The sequence below is a fragment of the Pseudoalteromonas sp. MEBiC 03485 genome, assembly GCF_004195145.1.
Taxonomy (GTDB): domain Bacteria; phylum Pseudomonadota; class Gammaproteobacteria; order Enterobacterales; family Alteromonadaceae; genus Pseudoalteromonas; species Pseudoalteromonas apostichopi.
Genome location: NZ_SGBT01000001.1, coordinates 2,535,249 through 2,553,462, shown reverse-complemented (window position 1 = coordinate 2,553,462; position 18,214 = coordinate 2,535,249). Strand labels below are relative to the sequence as shown.

At 40.2% G+C, this 18,214-nt stretch carries 19 protein-coding genes; 8 read left to right on the top strand and 11 right to left on the bottom strand.

The window, feature by feature from the left end:
* Positions 1 to 2 precede the first annotated feature (2 nt).
* From mnmA to EVU92_RS11750, 5 genes are all read left to right on the top strand, one after another.
* Positions 3 to 1,103: a tRNA 2-thiouridine(34) synthase MnmA gene (gene mnmA, locus EVU92_RS11770; protein WP_130052284.1), complete on the top strand. Its 1,101-nt coding sequence runs from the start codon at positions 3 to 5 to the stop codon at positions 1,101 to 1,103.
* Entirely contained in the window at positions 1,103 to 1,705 is a 603-nt protein-coding gene (gene hflD, locus EVU92_RS11765) for a high frequency lysogenization protein HflD (RefSeq protein WP_130051383.1), read from the top strand. The genes mnmA and hflD overlap by 1 nt, the downstream gene beginning before the upstream one ends.
* Positions 1,706 to 1,738: 33 nt before the next feature.
* Positions 1,739 to 3,109 (top strand): adenylosuccinate lyase, encoded by a 1,371-nt coding sequence (gene purB, locus EVU92_RS11760; RefSeq protein WP_130051382.1) that lies wholly within the window; start codon positions 1,739 to 1,741, stop codon positions 3,107 to 3,109.
* Positions 3,110 to 3,182: 73 nt separating this feature from the next.
* Positions 3,183 to 4,328, top strand: coding sequence for a cupin domain-containing protein (locus tag EVU92_RS11755; RefSeq protein WP_130051381.1), 1,146 nt, complete (start codon positions 3,183 to 3,185; stop codon positions 4,326 to 4,328).
* Positions 4,329 to 4,340: 12 nt separating this feature from the next.
* Entirely contained in the window at positions 4,341 to 4,799 is a 459-nt protein-coding gene (locus EVU92_RS11750) for a GNAT family N-acetyltransferase (RefSeq protein ID WP_130051380.1), read from the top strand.
* Positions 4,800 to 4,867: 68 nt separating this feature from the next.
* Here the strand turns inward: EVU92_RS11750 and EVU92_RS11745 are convergent, their stop codons facing one another.
* From EVU92_RS11745 to EVU92_RS11720, 6 genes are all read right to left on the bottom strand, one after another.
* Entirely contained in the window at positions 4,868 to 5,314 is a 447-nt protein-coding gene (locus EVU92_RS11745) for a DUF4826 family protein (protein ID WP_130051379.1), read from the bottom strand.
* Positions 5,315 to 5,451: 137 nt separating this feature from the next.
* Positions 5,452 to 5,622, bottom strand: a complete 171-nt coding sequence (locus EVU92_RS21885) for a DUF924 family protein (RefSeq protein ID WP_346654650.1) — start codon at positions 5,620 to 5,622, stop codon at positions 5,452 to 5,454.
* Between the two features lie 344 nt (positions 5,623 to 5,966).
* Positions 5,967 to 7,211, bottom strand: a complete 1,245-nt coding sequence (locus tag EVU92_RS11735) for a lipoprotein-releasing ABC transporter permease subunit (RefSeq protein WP_130051378.1) — start codon at positions 7,209 to 7,211, stop codon at positions 5,967 to 5,969.
* Positions 7,201 to 7,899, bottom strand: coding sequence for a lipoprotein-releasing ABC transporter ATP-binding protein LolD (gene lolD, locus EVU92_RS11730; RefSeq protein ID WP_130051377.1), 699 nt, complete (start codon positions 7,897 to 7,899; stop codon positions 7,201 to 7,203). The genes EVU92_RS11735 and lolD overlap by 11 nt, the downstream gene beginning before the upstream one ends.
* Positions 7,892 to 9,109, bottom strand: coding sequence for a lipoprotein-releasing ABC transporter permease subunit (locus EVU92_RS11725; RefSeq protein WP_130051376.1), 1,218 nt, complete (start codon positions 9,107 to 9,109; stop codon positions 7,892 to 7,894). The genes lolD and EVU92_RS11725 overlap by 8 nt, the downstream gene beginning before the upstream one ends.
* Positions 9,110 to 9,198: 89 nt before the next feature.
* The gene (locus EVU92_RS11720; protein WP_130051375.1) at positions 9,199 to 10,080 is read right to left on the bottom strand and encodes a LysR family transcriptional regulator; all 882 of its coding nucleotides are present in this window, start codon (positions 10,078 to 10,080) and stop codon (positions 9,199 to 9,201) included.
* Between the two features lie 110 nt (positions 10,081 to 10,190).
* On the opposite strand from EVU92_RS11720, the gene EVU92_RS11715 reads away from it, so the two are divergent.
* Positions 10,191 to 11,312 (top strand): S-(hydroxymethyl)glutathione dehydrogenase/class III alcohol dehydrogenase, encoded by a 1,122-nt coding sequence (locus EVU92_RS11715; RefSeq protein ID WP_130051374.1) that lies wholly within the window; start codon positions 10,191 to 10,193, stop codon positions 11,310 to 11,312.
* Between the two features lie 55 nt (positions 11,313 to 11,367).
* Positions 11,368 to 12,204: an S-formylglutathione hydrolase gene (fghA, locus tag EVU92_RS11710; protein ID WP_130051373.1), complete on the top strand. Its 837-nt coding sequence runs from the start codon at positions 11,368 to 11,370 to the stop codon at positions 12,202 to 12,204.
* A 14-nt stretch (positions 12,205 to 12,218) separates the two neighbouring features.
* Here the strand turns inward: fghA and EVU92_RS11705 are convergent, their stop codons facing one another.
* The 3 genes from EVU92_RS11705 to EVU92_RS11695 all read right to left on the bottom strand — a co-directional run bounded on the left by EVU92_RS11705 (position 12,219) and on the right by EVU92_RS11695 (position 14,430).
* Positions 12,219 to 12,464, bottom strand: coding sequence for a hypothetical protein (locus tag EVU92_RS11705; protein WP_130051372.1), 246 nt, complete (start codon positions 12,462 to 12,464; stop codon positions 12,219 to 12,221).
* Positions 12,465 to 12,516: 52 nt separating this feature from the next.
* Positions 12,517 to 12,861, bottom strand: a complete 345-nt coding sequence (locus EVU92_RS11700) for a hypothetical protein (RefSeq protein WP_130051371.1) — start codon at positions 12,859 to 12,861, stop codon at positions 12,517 to 12,519.
* Between the two features lie 75 nt (positions 12,862 to 12,936).
* Entirely contained in the window at positions 12,937 to 14,430 is a 1,494-nt protein-coding gene (locus tag EVU92_RS11695) for a BCCT family transporter (protein WP_240701310.1), read from the bottom strand.
* A 224-nt stretch (positions 14,431 to 14,654) separates the two neighbouring features.
* Between EVU92_RS11695 and EVU92_RS11690 the strand changes: the two genes are divergently transcribed.
* A complete protein-coding gene (locus EVU92_RS11690) occupies positions 14,655 to 15,071 on the top strand; it encodes an MgtC/SapB family protein (RefSeq protein WP_130051369.1) in 417 nt (138 codons plus the stop codon).
* A 4-nt stretch (positions 15,072 to 15,075) separates the two neighbouring features.
* Here EVU92_RS11690 and EVU92_RS11685 read toward each other — a convergent pair whose 3' ends face one another.
* On the bottom strand, positions 15,076 to 16,152 hold the full coding sequence (locus EVU92_RS11685; RefSeq protein WP_130051368.1) for an energy transducer TonB: 1,077 nt from the start codon (positions 16,150 to 16,152) through the stop codon (positions 15,076 to 15,078).
* A 102-nt stretch (positions 16,153 to 16,254) separates the two neighbouring features.
* Positions 16,255 to 18,153, bottom strand: a complete 1,899-nt coding sequence (locus tag EVU92_RS11680; RefSeq protein ID WP_130051367.1) for a beta-ketoacyl synthase — start codon at positions 18,151 to 18,153, stop codon at positions 16,255 to 16,257.
* Between the last annotated feature and the right edge of the window lie 61 nt (positions 18,154 to 18,214).

Below are 18,214 nucleotides of genomic sequence, written 5' to 3'. Positions count from 1 at the left end.
TTATGAGCGAAAATAGTCACATTAAAGTCATCGTGGGTATGTCCGGCGGTGTGGATTCTTCTGTATCAGCGTATTTATTAAAGCAACAAGGCTATCAAGTTGAAGGCCTGTTCATGAAAAACTGGGAAGAAGATGATAATGATGAATATTGCGCTGCAGCTGAAGACCTTAAAGACGCACAAGCAGTCTGTGATAAATTAGGTATTGAGCTTCATACTGTAAATTTTGCAGCAGAATACTGGGATAATGTTTTTGAGTACTTCTTAGCAGAGTACAAAGCAGGCCGTACGCCTAACCCAGACATCATGTGTAATAAAGAAATTAAATTCAAAGCATTCTTAGAATTTGCAGCTCAAGCACTCGGCGCTGATTACATCGCTACTGGTCACTATGTGCGCCGTGAAAAACGGGGTGATAAATTTGTTATGTGTCGTGGCCTTGATGACAATAAAGATCAAAGTTATTTCTTATACACTTTAAGCCATGAACATATTGCACAAACGCTTTTCCCTGTAGGTGATATTGCTAAACCTGAAGTTCGCCGTATTGCCGAAGAGCAAGATTTAATAACTCACGATAAAAAGGACAGTACAGGTATTTGTTTTATCGGTGAGCGTAAATTCAAAGATTTCTTACAAAAATTCTTACCGGCACAGCCAGGTAAAATCGAAGATACCGATGGCAATGAAGTTGGTGAGCACGAAGGCTTGATGTATCACACTTTAGGTCAACGTAAAGGCCTCTTAATTGGTGGTATGAAAGAAGGTTCGGGTGAACCTTGGTATGTTGTAGACAAAGACATTGAACGCAATGTACTAGTTGTTGGCCAAGGTAAAGACCACCCTCGCCTATACAGCAATGGCTTAAATGCAAATCAACTACACTGGGTTGACCGTGTTGGCCCTAAAGGTACAACGCGCTGTACTGTTAAAACTCGTTATCGCCAAGAAGACATCAGCTGTACATTACTCGTTGGTGAAGATGGCATGGCTCGCGTATTATTTGATGAGCCACAAAAAGCGGTTACACCTGGTCAATCAGCCGTATTCTACGCTGATGAAGTCTGCTTAGGTGGTGGTATTATTGATTCGGTGATTAAGTAATGACAGAGCACCAAGTCATGGCTTTAGCTGCCATGTGCCAAGTTGCCAAACAAGTACAAAAAGTTGCGCAATATGGCCAAGGCAGTGATCACGAATTAGAAAAGTTATTAAGCTGTATTGTCGAAACATCACCTGATACACCTGAAGATGTATATCAGGGTAAACATAATTTACGTGAAGGCTATCGTATTTTGATTGCCCAGCTTTCTGCCGGCGCAGATAAAGACGTCGAAATCGTAAAATATGTAGGTGGCTTAATGCAATTAGAACGTGCCTTGAGCGCAAAACAAAGCAGCTTAAATGAATTAGGTCGTCGCATTGATGACGTTAAACGTCGCCTCGACCATTTTGCTATCACAGATGATACTGTAGTAGCAGCGCTTGCTGATATTTACTCGTCGGTGCTAAGCCCCCTTGGGCATCGTATTCAAGTTTACGGCAAGCCAGAGTTATTAAAACAGCAGCTCACGCAAAACAAAATTCGCGCCTTATTATTGGCCGGAATTCGTAGTGCCGTGTTATGGCGACAAATGGGCGGTAAACGCCGTCACTTTTTCTTTGCAAAAAGAAAAATCCTCGCTATTGCTAAACAATCAATTTAATTATCGTTCAAACTAGACAATTTAGGAGTCATTATGGAGCTTTCAGCGTTAACCGCTATCTCTCCGGTAGATGGTCGCTATGGCAGCAAGACCACGGAACTACGCAGTATTTTCAGCGAATTTGGTTTAATCAAATACCGTGTAACTGTTGAAGTTCGTTGGTTACAAGCTTTGTCTGCAGCTAGCGCAATCACAGAAGTACCGGCATTTAGCGACGAGGCTAATGCTTTACTTAATGCCATTGTTGATAACTTTAGCGAAGCTGACGCAGCACGCGTTAAAGAGATCGAGCGCACAACCAACCATGACGTTAAAGCAGTTGAATACCTACTTAAAGAAAAAGTGGCTGACAACGCGGAGCTTAACGCAGTTAACGAATTCATTCACTTTGCATGTACTTCAGAAGACATCAATAACTTGTCTCATGGTTTAATGCTAACTGAAGCGCGTGACAAAGTTTTACTTCCATACTGTGACCAACTTCTAAATGCATTAAAAGAAAAAGCAGTTGAGTACAAGTCAGTTGCGATGATGACACGTACCCACGGTCAACCAGCTACCCCTTCTACAATGGGTAAAGAGTTTGCAAACGTCTACATGCGCTTAAAGCGTCAACGTGACCAAATTGCTAACGTAGAAATGTTAGGTAAAATCAACGGTGCTGTAGGTAACTACAACGCTCACCTAAGTGCATACCCAGATTACGATTGGCACAGCCACGCTGAGCAGTTCGTAACGAGCCTAGGTTTAACATTCAACCCGTTCACAACACAAATCGAGCCACACGATTACATTGCCGAGTTATTCGATGCAGTTGCACGTTTCAACACTGTATTACTTGATTTTGACCGTGACGTTTGGGGCTACATTGCACTTAACCACTTCAAACAAAAAACAATCGCAGGTGAAATTGGTTCTTCAACAATGCCTCACAAAGTAAACCCGATTGATTTTGAAAACTCTGAAGGTAACTTAGGTATTGCTAACGCTATCTTTACTCACCTTGCGCAAAAACTACCGGTATCTCGCTGGCAACGTGACTTAACTGACTCAACAGTGTTACGTAACCTAGGTGTTGGTATGGGCTACACTCTTATCGCTTACCAAGCGACATTAAAAGGTGTAAGCAAGCTTGAAGTAAATGAAGAACGTTTATTACAAGAGCTAGATCAAAACTGGGAATTACTCGCAGAGCCAATCCAAACTGTTATGCGTAAATATGGTATCGAAAAGCCATATGAAAAACTTAAAGACCTTACTCGTGGTAAGCGCGTAAACCAAGAAATCATGGCTGATTTCATCGACGGTCTTGAGTTACCTGAAGAAGCAAAAGTAGAAATGAAGAAATTGACACCGGCTAATTACATTGGTCGTGCGGTTGAGTTCATCGATAACTTAGCTTAAATTCAAACAAAGACTTGAAAAAGCGAAAGGCCTTCCTTTCGCTTTTTTTATACCAATTCGCTTAGGTCATGTTATGTATCAATTATCCATCAATTCACTTACCCAAGAGCAATTTTTAGCTCAGTATTGGCAAAAAATACCATTGCTTATCAAACAAGGTTTTAAAGACTTTACTGACCCCATTGAGCCAGAAGAGCTTGCGGGTCTTGCCATGGAAGAAAGTATTGAATCACGAATAGTGACCAATCACTCAAATGACTGGCAAGCACACCATGGTCCGTTTGAAGACTTTAGCTTATTGACTGAAAAGCACGCTACATTACTAGTACAAGCGGTTGACCATTGGCATAACGAAGCTGCTCAATTACTAGAGCCATTTCGCTTTATTCCTAACTGGCGCATCGATGATTTAATGATTAGCTACTCAACACCAGGTGGTGGTGTTGGCCCGCATTTAGACCAATACGATGTGTTTATTATTCAAGGCCAAGGCAAACGCCATTGGCGGGTTGGTATGCCTGATGCTAACCTAAGACAGTTTGCGCAAAATAAAAGCCTGCTACAAGTCGAGCAGTTTCCTGCTGTTATCGACTGTGTTCTAGAGCCTGGTGATATTCTTTATATTCCACCGGGTTGTCCACATGAGGGTTACGCAGTTGAAAACGCATTAAATTACTCTGTTGGCTTTCGAGCACCAAACCAGCGCGATTTATTATCACAGTTTGCAGACCATTTGATAGATACTGAACTTGGCAATCAACGATACAGTGATGCTGAGCTTAAATTACGTGACTCAAAAGGCGAACTTAAGGAATTTGAAGCTGAAAATGTTAAACAGCTGATGATTGCTGCAATAAATGATGATGCAGTATTTAAGACTTGGCTTGGTAACAATATGAGTCAGCCAAAACATGAAATGGATTTAGCACCTTTAGAAGAACCTTATACATTAGATAATTTACTTGAGTTACTACGTGATGACGAGGTTGTTTTTGAGCGCTTAGGTGGCACCCGAGCAATCTATCAAGTGATTGGAGATAAAATACTTTTAAGTGTTAATGGCATTAATTACATGCATGATTTACATGAGCTTGAATTAATTAAAAAGCTCACAGATCAAACCTGGCTGACAGCTGCTGATATAAATAGTTCAAAAAATAATCACATTTTCTTGAAAACTTTTACTACACTTTTAAATGAGGGTATTTGGTTTTGTTAGGAGCGTGTGTTTATGGGCTATCAAATAGATGAAGTTGAATGGAATATCGACAAGGAACTTTTACAACAGATCCGAGAGCGGGTATTTGTTTGCGAATTGCATATTCCAAAACACATTGAGTTTGACCATTTAGATAAAACAGCACATCACGTCCTTGTAACAGACGAATGTAAATGCCCAGTTGCTACTGGGCGTTTATGCAATGATGGCCTAATTGGTCGTATAGCAGTTTTGCCTGAACACCGTAACCGTTCGGTTTACAAATCATTATTGAATTACTTAGTAAGTATGGCTGAAAAGCAAGGCTGTGACTGTGTCAGTATTAATTGTATTTTGAATGAGGTAGACAGGTTTAAACAAAATGGCTTTTCAGCAGATGGTTTAGTGTTTATGGAAGCTGGTATTCCAAGGCAGCGAATGCTCTGCCCTATCAAGCAGTTTGATACGCGGCCATTCACTTTAGTACATTAAGGTTTCGGTAAAATAAAAAAGCTGAATAAAAATATTCAGCTTTTTTATTAGTAAGTTTGTAAAGTCAGTTATGCTGGCTCGTTTTGCCACATTTCTTCTTTTTCAAACAACTCATATAAGCCATGAGCACGATTGATTAGCAAATTCGCAAAATCAACTTTGGTTTTGTCTACGGCCCCTGATTGCATTAGCTGATCAGCCTTCAATTGCCACTGCATTGAAAAATAACGTAATACTTCACGTGCATTAGTTGCTGCGCTTGCTTCAGCGTGATCAGTCGGTAAGCGACCCGTGATCACCCAATAGCTTTTACCGTTTTGTGCTTTAAATTTCCAAATTGCCACTAAAGGCGCAATGAAACGACTTTCTTTCTCAACAACAGTTTGCGGGATAACCCCTTTTTCTGCTAGATGCTTTTGTGCATTTTGGAAACATTCTCTTTGCCAAATAACACTTTGTTTTTGCGCTTCGGCTTGTTCTTCTGGTGTTAATGGTCTTGCTTGTTTTTGTTCCATGGTGGTTACTCTTTTACAACATTTCTGACACTTTAAGGTTTAAAATGGCGCTGTGCAAGTGTTTACGGGCAATCAAAAGGCATTTTAATTTACTTGAGTATTATTCAGCCAACTCAGAATGAAGAGTTAGGCACAGTTTAAAATTGCAGCTCTTCAATTGTTGATTCTCGACCTAAAATTGTGTTGCGGTGTGGGTAACGACCAAACCTATCAATAATAACTTTGTGCTTTAGTTCAAACTCATAATTACTCATGCCTTTAAACAATTGCTCAGCCTGCTGATGAATGACTTTCGATTCACTGTGCATAAAAAGCATATAAAAAACGCTACTTGTGAGCTTTCAAGTTATATATCAAAACCTAGTTCGATAGCTCTTTGCGCTAAGCTTAGCGCTTACGGATCTTGGCTAAACGCTTTCGCTGTTTCACGGTCAATACCGCGTGAAAACTGAGCTAACACGATGATTTCAGCTAATAGCCTAGCGCATATATTCACTAATCAGCATGCTCGCCAGCTAACCTGCAAAAGACATTATGAAAACTAACGCTTAATTAATGCATCAACTTCATCAGATTGTTAATACCAACCTTTAGGGCCAAATTCATGAAACCAAAAATCAATAATCTAATGCTTGTCCAAGCTTGAATTTCTTTAGTTACCAAGTACTTTTGCAGGGTCTACCCGGGTTGCTTGCCACGCCGGGTAAAGTGTTGCCAAAATTGCGAGGACAAAGGTGACAATCACGGTGATAACGATATCTTGCCATACTAATTTGCTTGGTAAAAACTCGATAAAATACACGCCTTGTAACGGGTTATCACCAAATAAGTTACTTACCCAAGTGAACAGTTCACTAATATTTAATGCTAGCATCACACCGATAATCGTGCCCAAAATCACACCTATTAAGGCTTGTGTAAAACCTTGCATAACAAAGGTCGCTAAAATGGTACTATCTTGTGCGCCCATGGTTTTTAAAATCGCAATATTTGCCTGTTTCTCACGTACTTCCATCACTAGAGACGAAACAATATTGAAACTCGCTACCGCAATTATTAAAAACACCACGATATACACAATGGTACGAACCATTTGAATATCTTGATATAAGCTTCCCTGCGTTCGAAACCAACTAGAGACATAAACATAATCTGGAATAACTTGCCCAACACGCATCGCTGTTTGATGGGCGGCGAACACATCGGCCACTTGTAATCGTAAGCCGGTTACTTGGTTTTCATTAAAGCTCAGCACATTTTGCGCTTTGTCTAGACGAATAAAAGCCGCGGTTTCATCTATTGGACCGCCCATTTTAATAATACCAGCCAGATTCAAGCTCACGCGTTTTGGAGCCAGTAAAGTGTTACTTTGCTGGTTTATCTGTGGGATTAATAAGGTAACTGGATCGCCAATTTTAAGACCTAATCGGTTTACTATTTGTTGTCCTAAAAGCACATCTTCTTGTTGTAACTGGCTAACTAAGCGCCCTTCTGTAAATTGGTTTAATGCCGACACCTGATTTTCAAATTCAGGGCTAACACCGCGCACTTCAACCGCTTTTAACTCACTTTTATATTGCGCCATACCATTAACACTAATAAAGGGTGCAGCACCTGTTACACCGGTTTGAGAGCGAAGTAGCGCAATTTTTGATTGCCAGTTATTGATTGGTTTATTTGGCGCGACATATTCAACCTGTGGTACAACCGATAAAAGCCGATGCACTAATTGCTGCTCAAAGCCATTAATAACTGAAAGAGCAACAATTAAGACGGCTACTCCTAAAAGTATGCCAATCGTCGAAGCTTTAGCTATAAAGCTAACAAAGCCATTTTGTCCGTCTTTTTGTCCGCTATGAGCGCGGAATCGTTTTGAAATAAAGGCACTAAGCAACATGCTGAGACTCTTTAATTGCAAGCTTACCATCATCTAAATAAGCAATTTTGCCGAGTTTATCTGCAAGCTCTAAATCATGAGTTACCACTACAAAACTGGTTTTTAAGCTGGTATTTAACTCTTTAATTAAGTCGTAAATCTTAATAGCGTTTTGTTTATCTAGGTTACCCGTTGGTTCATCGGCAAGCACCAAAGCAGGCTCTGTTACTAATGCACGTGCGATTGCAACCCGCTGCCTCTCACCACCTGATAAAGCCGATGGTTTATGTTCGCTGCGATGAGACAAGCCTACTTTATCTAGCATGTTATGCGCTTTTTCCGTTGCATCGACTGCACTTAAACCTTTAATTAAGAGTGGCATAGCAACATTTTCAATCGCAGTAAATTCCATTAATAGATGATGGAATTGATAAATAAAGCCTAAATTTTCATTCCGGAAACTGGCTTGTTGTTTTCGATTTAATTTAGAAACCTGCTGACCTTTAATTTCAACCTTGCCTGAACTTTCGTTATCCAAGGTGCCTAATATATGCAATAAAGTACTTTTGCCTGAGCCAGAGCTACCTACAACAGCTAACATTTCGCCTTGTTTAAGTGTTAAATCAACCCCTTTTAATACCGCAACCTCGTTATCGCCATCTTGATAAACTTTGTTCAGCTGCTGACAATTGATAACTAAATCACTCATAACGTAATACCTCTGCTGGATTCACTTTTGCAGCTTTTCTGGCAGGATACAAAGTAGCTAAAAAGCTCATCGCAATACTCCCTGCAGCAATTAGACTCAAACTCATAACATCAAATTTAACTGGTAAACTCACACCCGCTAATAAATTGATGCCTAACATATTTAATAATTCATTAATGTTGCTACTTAATAGCACACCAAGTAACGCACCAATGCTGGTACCGATCAGACCGTTATATAAGCCTTGGATCATAAAAACATGCTGCACTTGTAACGGGGTTAAACCCAGTGTTTGTAAAATAGCTACTTCACTTTGCTTCTCACTGACCATCATGGTTAATGCTGAAACTATATTAAACACCGCAACGAGCACGATTAAGCCAAGTAACATCGACATAATACGCTTTTCCATCGCCACAGCAGCAAATAGTGTCCCTTGGCTAGCTCGCCAATCAGCCACTGTGTAATCATTTAAAATAGCTGACTGAGATTGCAAAACTTGCTCAACAGCAAATGGTTCATAAAGCGAAACACTTAAGTTTGGTGCCGCTGATTTTGCCAGCTTTAAAACCCGGCCTAACGAATAACCACTAGTAAATGCCAATGACATATCGATTTCTGATTGCGTTTCATAAAGAGCGCCAACGGTAAACAAGCGCTGGCTAGGTACTCGACCTAGGGGGGTATATGAACTCGCATTAGGCATAATCACCCGTACTTTATCCCCGAGCGAAATGCCTAATTTTCGGCTCAAATAGCGGCTAATAGCAATATGGTAGTTGCTATCCATTACTTGTGACCAATTACCGGCAACAATTTTATCCTTTACGTTATAGAGGGAGCTTCCTTCATCATAGAGCCCTTGTAACAATACGCCGTGCAAATCTTGGTTAGTTTGTAAAATAGCTTCACCATGACGATAAAGGTTAACTTGTTTAATATCTTGAGAGTTTTCTAGTTGCTGCTTTAACTGCAGCATGGTTTCTTTCGAGTTATCATCAGCAGATACTTCGATATGGGGAATTAATCCAAGCATGTTGGTTTTCAGGTTATTTTCAAAGCCATTCATTACTGAACTGACTGTAAACAAGGCCATTAAGCCAATAGCAATGCCCGCAATAGAGAAAAATGAAATAAATGAGATAAAGGCATTACCCTTTGAGGAGCGACTATATCTCAGCCCTATAAAAAGGCTAACAGGTTGAAACATAATAAGTTATGGATATTCCAAGGGCTAAATATGCGCTCATGTTAGCACAGATTTAGCTAGCATGGGATGCGCGAAATTGTAAAAAATAATTATAAATCTGATACTTGAACAGTAGCAACCAAATGGTCTAGTAATGCTTTTACATTGGTTGCTATAAACTGCCTAGGTGGATAAACACCCCATACACCTTCAGGTGCGGGTGCAACATTTGAAAGTACAGCGGTCAACTTGCCACTGGCTAGGTGTTCATTAACATAGTAATCCGGTAGTTGCACGATACCCAACCCTTTCATAGCAGCGTCAACCAATGCCCAACCGCTGTTACATGCTAACCGCCCAGCCACTTTTATATGCTTATCTTGGCCTTGCTCTTTTACCCGCCAGTAACTGTTATTTCCAATCAGGCAATTATGCTGATGTAATTCACTAACACTATGTGGTTGGCCAAATTTATTTATATATTCAGGGCTACAGCAAATAACAAGCCTGCGCTGACTAATACGCCGTGCTTTCAAGGATGAATCCTTTAAATGACCGAGCCGAATTGCTAGGTCATACCCATCTTCTAATAGATTGACTTGTTCATTACTTAAATGGCTGATCACTTCAATATCTGGGTGTTTTTGCATAAACGAATGTACTGCAGGCATGATAAAACTTTCACCGTACATCACTGGGGCTGTTAGCTTTATACTGCCTTTTGGTGTCAGTTGCTGCTCAGCAAGCAGTGCCGTGGCATCATCCATGGCATGCTGTAATTGCTTTGTTTGATGCGCAAACACCTGCCCCTCTTGCGTTAGCACCACTTTACGGGTCGTACGGGTTAGCAATTGTGTGTTTAATCGCTCTTCTAATTGACTCACATATCGGCTTACATGGGCCACCGACATACCCAGAAGTTTACTTGCTTTGGTAAAACTGCCCGTTTCTGCTACCGCTAAAAATTCATCAATTCCGTGCCAACGATTCATTATTACCATACTGTAAAAGTGTTTTAATAAAACGAAGATTATCATTCATTGAGAAATAAATAAAATAGACTAGGTTTAATACTTACTTCCAACAACTATAAGGGAACGTTATGACTGATTTTATTAAATCAAAAGCGGCTATCGCTTGGGGTCCAAATCAACCACTATCAATTGAAGAAGTGGATGTAATGATGCCTAAAAAAGGCGAAGTGCTTGTAAAGATTGTTGCTACAGGTGTTTGTCACACAGATGCATTTACTTTATCTGGTGAAGATCCTGAAGGTATTTTCCCAGCAATCCTTGGCCATGAAGGCGGCGGTATTGTTGAAGCTGTAGGCGAAGGCGTCACACATGTTGAAGTAGGCGATCATGTTATTCCTCTTTATACTGCTGAATGTGGCGAGTGTAAGATGTGTAAATCTGGTAAAACAAATTTATGCTCTGCGGTACGTGAAACGCAAGGCAAAGGTTTAATGCCAGATGGCACGACGCGTTTCTATAAAGATGGTCAACCAATTTATCACTACATGGGTTGCTCTACTTTCTCTGAGTACACTGTATTACCTGAGATTTCACTAGCTAAAGTAAGCAAAGAAGCCCCGCTTGAAGAAATTTGTTTACTTGGTTGTGGTGTAACAACTGGTATGGGCGCTGTAACTAAAACTGCAAAAGTTCAAAAAGGCGATACTGTTGCTATTTTTGGTCTAGGCGGCATTGGTTTATCGGCGATTATCGGTGCGAAAATGGCTGGCGCAGGCCGTATTATTGGTGTTGATATCAACACAAGTAAGTTTGATCTTGCTACTAAATTAGGCGCAACTGATTTAATCAATCCAAATGACTACGACAAACCAATTCAAGAAGTCATCGTTGAAATGACTGACGGTGGTGTTGATTTCTCATTTGAATGTATCGGTAACGTTAATGTAATGCGCTCTGCCCTTGAGTGTTGCCACAAAGGTTGGGGTGAATCAGTGATTATTGGTGTTGCAGGTGCAGGCCAAGAGATCTCGACACGCCCATTCCAACTGGTAACAGGTCGAGTATGGCGCGGTAGTGCGTTTGGTGGTGTTAAAGGTCGCTCTGAACTACCAGAGATTGTTGAGCGCTATATGAATGGTGAGTTTGCGTTAAATGATTTCATCACACACACCATGAAACTTGAAGATATCAATGAAGCTTTCGACTTAATGCACGAAGGTAAGAGCATCCGCTCAGTTATTCATTATTAATCTTTTAATTTGGCGTTAGGTTAATGCCTAGCGCCTTTGTTTCAAGGATTTGGTTATGCTAGAAAACATAAGCTCAACAAAAGTCAGCGGTGGCTGGCATAAACAATATACCCACCAAGCTACCAGTACACATTGTGCTATGCGCTTTGCGATATTTTTACCACCCGGTGCCAGCGAAACGAATAAAGTGCCAGTGATGTACTGGTTGTCAGGTTTAACCTGTACCGATGAAAACTTTATGCAAAAAGCCGGGGCATTTAAAAAAGCGGCTGAACTGGGTATTGCGATTGTCGCTCCAGATACTAGCCCGCGTGGTGATAATGTTCCTGACGATGAAAACTACGATTTTGGTCAAGGTGCAGGCTTTTATGTAAATGCTACTCAAGCACCTTACAATGTCCATTACAACATGTACGACTATGTTGTGTCTGAATTACCGGCACTTATTGAAGCACACTTCCCTGTGACGACTAAAAAAGCCATTGCCGGTCATTCTATGGGTGGTCACGGCGCATTGATGATTGCACTCAAAAACCCGAAACAATACGTCAGCGCCAGTGCTTTTAGCCCGATTGTTAACCCGATTAATTGCCCTTGGGGTGAAAAAGCGTTTAGCAATTACCTAGGTAATGATAAAGCAAGTTGGCTGGAATACGACAGTTGTGAGTTAATGAAAAAAGCCGTCGCTGATGATTATTTACCGATTCGCATTGATCAAGGTGAGGCCGATAACTTCTTAACTGAGCAACTCAAAACAGAGAACATATTTGCTGTCGTGAATGAGAAAGATTATCCAGCCGAAATTAACATGCACGCAGGTTATGATCATAGTTACTTCTTTATCAGTAGCTTTATTGACGAACACCTAATGTTTCATCAAAAGTATCTGTGATTAATATCTAATTTTTAGTGTGAGGGCTTAGCTTCCTCACACTCTTTAATACTTCGTGTGATTTGCCTGCAAACTAACTTTGGTTGTTCCTCTTTTGGTTCGAGTAAACCTATTACAGCGCTATCAATTTCAAAGCCTAACTTTGCAAATGAAAAGCCCTCAGAGTCCGTTACTGTGCTGTTAGTTTGATTTGCATTTGTGGTTGCAAGGTTTGTTGGTTGTGAGTTTTTTGCATAGCCATCTACTATTGACCCCGCCACTGTACACCCCACTAATTGGTAGCTAACAAAGCAAATAACAAGTTTTGAGAAGTTAATCTTCATTATTAAAACTATCCATTAATGTAGGTCTTTTTTTCGGCTCAGCTTGAACCTCAACACATTCATTTACTGCGCGACTTATTTGACGACATTTAAGCTCAACATCTTTACCTTTGCTACCATTCTCTAGACCTTCAATAATCGCCTTGTCGATTTCGTAACCTAGCATTGTCATGGTCATGCCATAGTTAACTCGGTCATTATCTTTTTTATCTGCATAGGCGCTTGCAGGCTGTGCTTGGCTAGAGGCCCCGCCAATACCATCTGCCACTAGGCCAACGGCTGTACAGCCACTAAGTAAACTAAAAGGTAGCATCACATACAAAAATTTAAGCATCGGTCCTCCAATACACTTAAGCTTATTTTATAAGCATAATGACAAATGCATAATTTAACTGTAAAAAACTGTAAATTAATCACAAATATCGCGAATAAACTCTTTTAGAAACCCAACTAACTGCAATAGGAATATTAATAAGAAAGGTAAAGCGCCTAAAATTGCAACGCTTCGATTTAATGGCTCATCTTGTAAAAGTAAAAGAGCCAAGCTGCATAAGAATAATGCCAAACACCAAGTGTAAAGGGTCACTCGATTGCTAGGATCAGCTCCTACAAGTTCCCTTATGACTAAAATTGCAGAGTCAGCTGATGTTGCAACAAATATCAATAGTAATAACAAACTAGCCCAAATAAACACGGTTCCTTGCCAACCTAATTGATTAAAAAAGACAAATAATCCTTGGCTGTAATCTTGTTTTATCGCTACTAAAATACCCGCTTGATTGAGTCTATCCCATTCAATTGCTGCCCCAGAAAAGGTCGCAAACCAAATAATAGTCACTAAAGTAGGAATACACACAACCGCAAAAATAAATTGCCAAACCTTACGCCCCTGACTTATTTTGGCTAAAAAAACACCAACAAATGGACCCCAGGCTAACCACCAAAAGTAATAGTTATATGTCCAATGAGTGGCCCAATCCGGCGCTTTTAATTGGCTATCAAATTGCCAAGTTCCAGTTACTAGTAGCTGTAAATAATAGCCAGTTCCATCTAGAGCAATTTTTATAATTGGCTCAATCGGCACCACTGTTAATAACCAGACCAACAAACTGAATGCCAAAATCACATTGAAAATGCTTAGTGATTGTACGCCGCGACGTAAACCAAACTTTACTGATAGCGAATATATAACTGTTAATAAACAAACGATTAATGAGCCAACTAATAAAGTAGAAGTAACTCCCAACTCTATCTCAACCCCTTTACTTATCAACAGAGTTGAATTTGCTATAGTGCCAACTACACCAAAAAATATCGCGAGAACAGCAATTAATTTTACAATAAAAGAGACTGTAAATTTTGTTGATTTATCAAACCTGTTACCTACTGCAGTAAGAACAGGCGAACAAATATCACCAGACTTACCACTATATTGAGTTAACCCACCAAGCACTAAAGCAAATACCGCATAAAGTGCCCAAGCATGAGCCCCCCAATTAACTAATGTTAGCGCCAAGCTACTGGCTAATCTATCTGGATATAAGCTTTGTTTAAGGGGCGGGTCAAGCGAATGTAAAGCAGGCTCCGCAACTCCCCAAAAAACTAGGCCAGAGCCCATTCCCGCAGCAAATAACATAGCAAACCAGCCAAAGTTAGAATACTCAACAACAGCATCTTGCCCACCTACTTTACGGCTGCCTAATGGACTAATAGCTAAAATTATGATGGCGAACAATAAAAAATTCACCATTAAGAAAAAACTACTCCCAATCCAATCTAAAACCGTTTTTACAAAAGGCTGTACTTGTTCAGTGATAAAACTAGGCAAAATTACAGCAATGAGCGCACCTAAGATACACAATGCGAGAGCAGTTTTTTCAAGAGATGAGGTTGTATGTTTCAAACTGAAGCCTATTTATTTAGCGTGTTTAGCATACTGTCTGTATGCTGAAATTTCAAACAGCCAAAAGACTGAAAAAATGACACAGTAGTGCGTAAAAATCGCAAATTATATCAAGCTCTACTTTTAAAAACCCGGCTACATGTCCCTAGTTTCCTCATTTTAATTAATTTGCTGATCGGGTATTGAAATTGCAACACTCGGCTATTAACAAAAAGGAATTGATTATGGACTTTAATCTTGATTGGCACGAGATCCTCGATAACCTAATGCACCTGGGGATTGCCTACTTACTTGCCCTACCCATGGCATTTGATCGAGAAAAAACGAGTAATGGTGCAGGTCTTCGAACTTTTCCATTAGTTGCTGTTGCATCTTGTGGCTATGCATTAGTTGGAATGTCTGTTTTAACTAGCTCAGAGGCTGAGTCAAAAGTACTCGAAGGGATTATCACGGGTATTGGTTTTATTGGCGGTGGCGCCATTTTGAAGAACAAAAACTCTACTTATGGAACAGCCACAGCAGCCAGTATTTGGAACATGGGACTTATTGGCATTGCTGTGGCATTTAGTCGTTACGAAATCGCCTTTCTAATGGCATTAATTAACTTCGTAACGCTAAGATATGTAAAGCGTTTAAAGTAAACAATTAACTGGCATCATATTTTGAATTAACAATAGCATAACCAGTTTGTTTTACTTTAATCTCAGCAGAATTTGTAGATTTAACTAATAAACCGCAGCGTCGGCTTTGTTCATCAAGCACATAACTCACTGAATCATTTGCTTCAAGGTCTATTACTTGATCAGCACAACGGATCTGTAATTTAGATACATCACGTGCGCCCTCTATCTTGATAGAACCACGAGATAATGACAAATATGAAAGCTTATCCTTTGAGACATTAATTTGTGAATTGATCTGCGGAGTACGAGCTAATAAGTCATCAATTTGCTTAATTGTGGCAAGTTTGTTTTCTTCTGAAAACTCTTTTCCTTCAATATTATCTAACGCATCAATGGCGTTGTAAGCAAGATTGAAGTCACCCTTAAAGCTGTACCATTGTAAAGCGCTTTTAGCGACTAAATACTGTATATCTGTTGGCAACTTATTTCGTAGTAAATAGGCAATAGACAGCTGCTCATCAAAGCCAAACCATTGTTGTTGATGGTAAAAAAATTGGCTTTTTAGCCATGCAAATAACGCCTGTTCAGAGGTGTTTTTAGTGTGATCTTTATATAGCTTGGCTAGTGCTTGCTCAGCTTTTTTAAATTCCTTTGCTTGCAGCATTTTATTGATTTCATCGTACTCATTGATAAAACCACGGCTAGCCTTATCATTTGAGTAGCCATTAAAATACTTACCTACTTCAAAAGAAAACAGATAACCACCTTCAACTGTTTCACCTTTTTTAGTCGCGGGTGCAAATTCTAAGTTCGTTAAATATTTCTCTGCGTTTTCTTCACTACCACGAGTATCAGATGCCATAATCACTTCGATATCTTTGGCTTTACCTTGTTTGTCCACTACATAAGACATTAAAGCCCAGCCCTCTAAACGAGAGCCATTATAACTACCTGGATAACGCGGATTTGTATTTTTTACGATATAGGCGGAAGTTGCTGCTTGAACATCAACACCTAAATCATTGACGTCTCTTGCTAAAGCCTGTGTTGGTAATGCGATAAGTGAACAAAGTACAGCGAGTTTAGTAAATTTAATCATGAGTAATTGCTCCAATTCCCTTTGATAGGAACATTTATAGCACTAAAAAAGGCGCTTTAAAAGCGCCTTGCTGTCAAGAATGTGCTTAAACAAGTCTTGATCTTAAAACATGTCCGCATAAGGGTTTGATTTTGATAATAAAACCTTTTTATCAAAACCTGGGATTGTCATTGAATCTTGGCAAATTTTGATGTCATTTTCATCAATTAAGCCGTCACCAAAGCGATAAATAAGCTCATAATGACCTAAATCAGCCTGTTGTTGGTAATCAGCTTGAGCTTGAGCTACTTGAGTATGACGATCCTGATATTTCGCCATAACCACATCACCATGACGCTTTGCTAGCATTTGCAATGTAATTGCTGGGGATAAAACAGTCGCCGTTGCGTTGTTACCACCAAACCCTTTTGAATTAATAAATGCAATGTCCATTGCATCACATTGATAATGTTCTGTGCGAATATCTAAATGCTCGCTATAAACGTCATCAGCCACTTTATCGATTGTAGTAATCCCTGGCATAATGTTATGACTAAACACGCCTAATGCCATGGCTAATTGATCACCACTGGCTGGAGCAATAGTATGCCCAACATACGCTTTAGGAGCTGCAATCTTCCAATTATCAATAGCAAATGTCTGTGCTACCTTATGGTAAATTAATGATTCTGTTACGCGGTTTTGAGGCGTGCTTGAGCCGTGAGCCAATATAAAGCTACGTTTTTGTACCGCTTCTTGACCAACAATACCACTAGCTAGTGCAACAGATTTTGCCATTGTAATATAGTTACCAGGGCCCGGTGCTGTGATTGATTTTTTAATTCCATCAGCATTTACGAACACATCCGCAACGCTACCTAACACATCAGCACCTAACTCTAATGCCAATGCATCATCCATTAAGATAGCAACCTGTGCACCTTCACCAATTGTAAAGCCACAGTTTTCACCAAATGGACGGCTTGTACGGCGATGATCAACGACTTCTGAATTATCAAGGCGCTTTAGGCCCTCTTCATTTGCAAGTGCGCTCATATTACCAAAGCCTTCAACAATTTCTGGCGTAATAGCACACTCTACTGATGCCACAATCGCTACTCGCGTGCGACCTGCTTGAATATCGTTTACAGCAGCACGTAGGTTATATAAAAACGTGGCACACGCGCCTGATGTGGTAAAGGTCGTACCCACGTTACCTGTTACATAAGCATTGATAAAGTCGGTCGACATGGTGTTTAAGCCAAGTGCAAGCTGTTTTGTACTAACGCGATCACCTTGTTGACGCGCACGAATCAAACCACCAAAACCTTCATCATCAACTTGGCCAGCAACAGAGGCTGAGTAAGTACCAATTTGATCAGGCTCAACACTGTTCATTACCTGCTGCCACGGCAGACCAGTCGAACGAATTGCATCAGTTGCAGCAAAGATAGTTGCTTGCAGACCTCTAGGCTGGTAGCGGCTGTTATACATAGCTGAAGGTTCGAAACCTGTCGGTAGTTGACCCGCCGCTTTAATTGGATTATCGCGGGTACTGTCATGTTTAATAGCAAGATCAGCACTAATAGTTACTTTTACTTTTTTATCGCTCAACTCCTCAATGTGCCAGCTACTAGGTACAGGGGTTGGTAAATCACGGCGACGCGTTTCAAAAACTATTTGTTGTTCATCTGACGCTGTTAACGTCATTTTTTGCTGCCACGGAGTCGCATCAACATCGAAGTGATTTTTTTCAATTTTGCGAATAAGTGTGCCAGCTAAAATTTGTTCACCGAACTTAGCTTCGATATCTTTTTCAGCAACTGTATTGCCTTGAGCATCTTTAAGTACACCTTCAGTAAGGGTGACTAAGTTCATTAAAGTCGCTAAGCCTAAAAATGTCTCCTGACGGGCTTTAGCGTCCAAGCTGTCTAACACGATACGACGATAACCTTGATGAAAAGAAGTGCGGCCAGCGGCATTAATACCACCCATACCAACAATAACGGGTAATGCTGTCATAAAAAACCTTGAGAAAACGTGTTATGAGAATTAAACCAAGTTTAAATGGATTAACTAATAC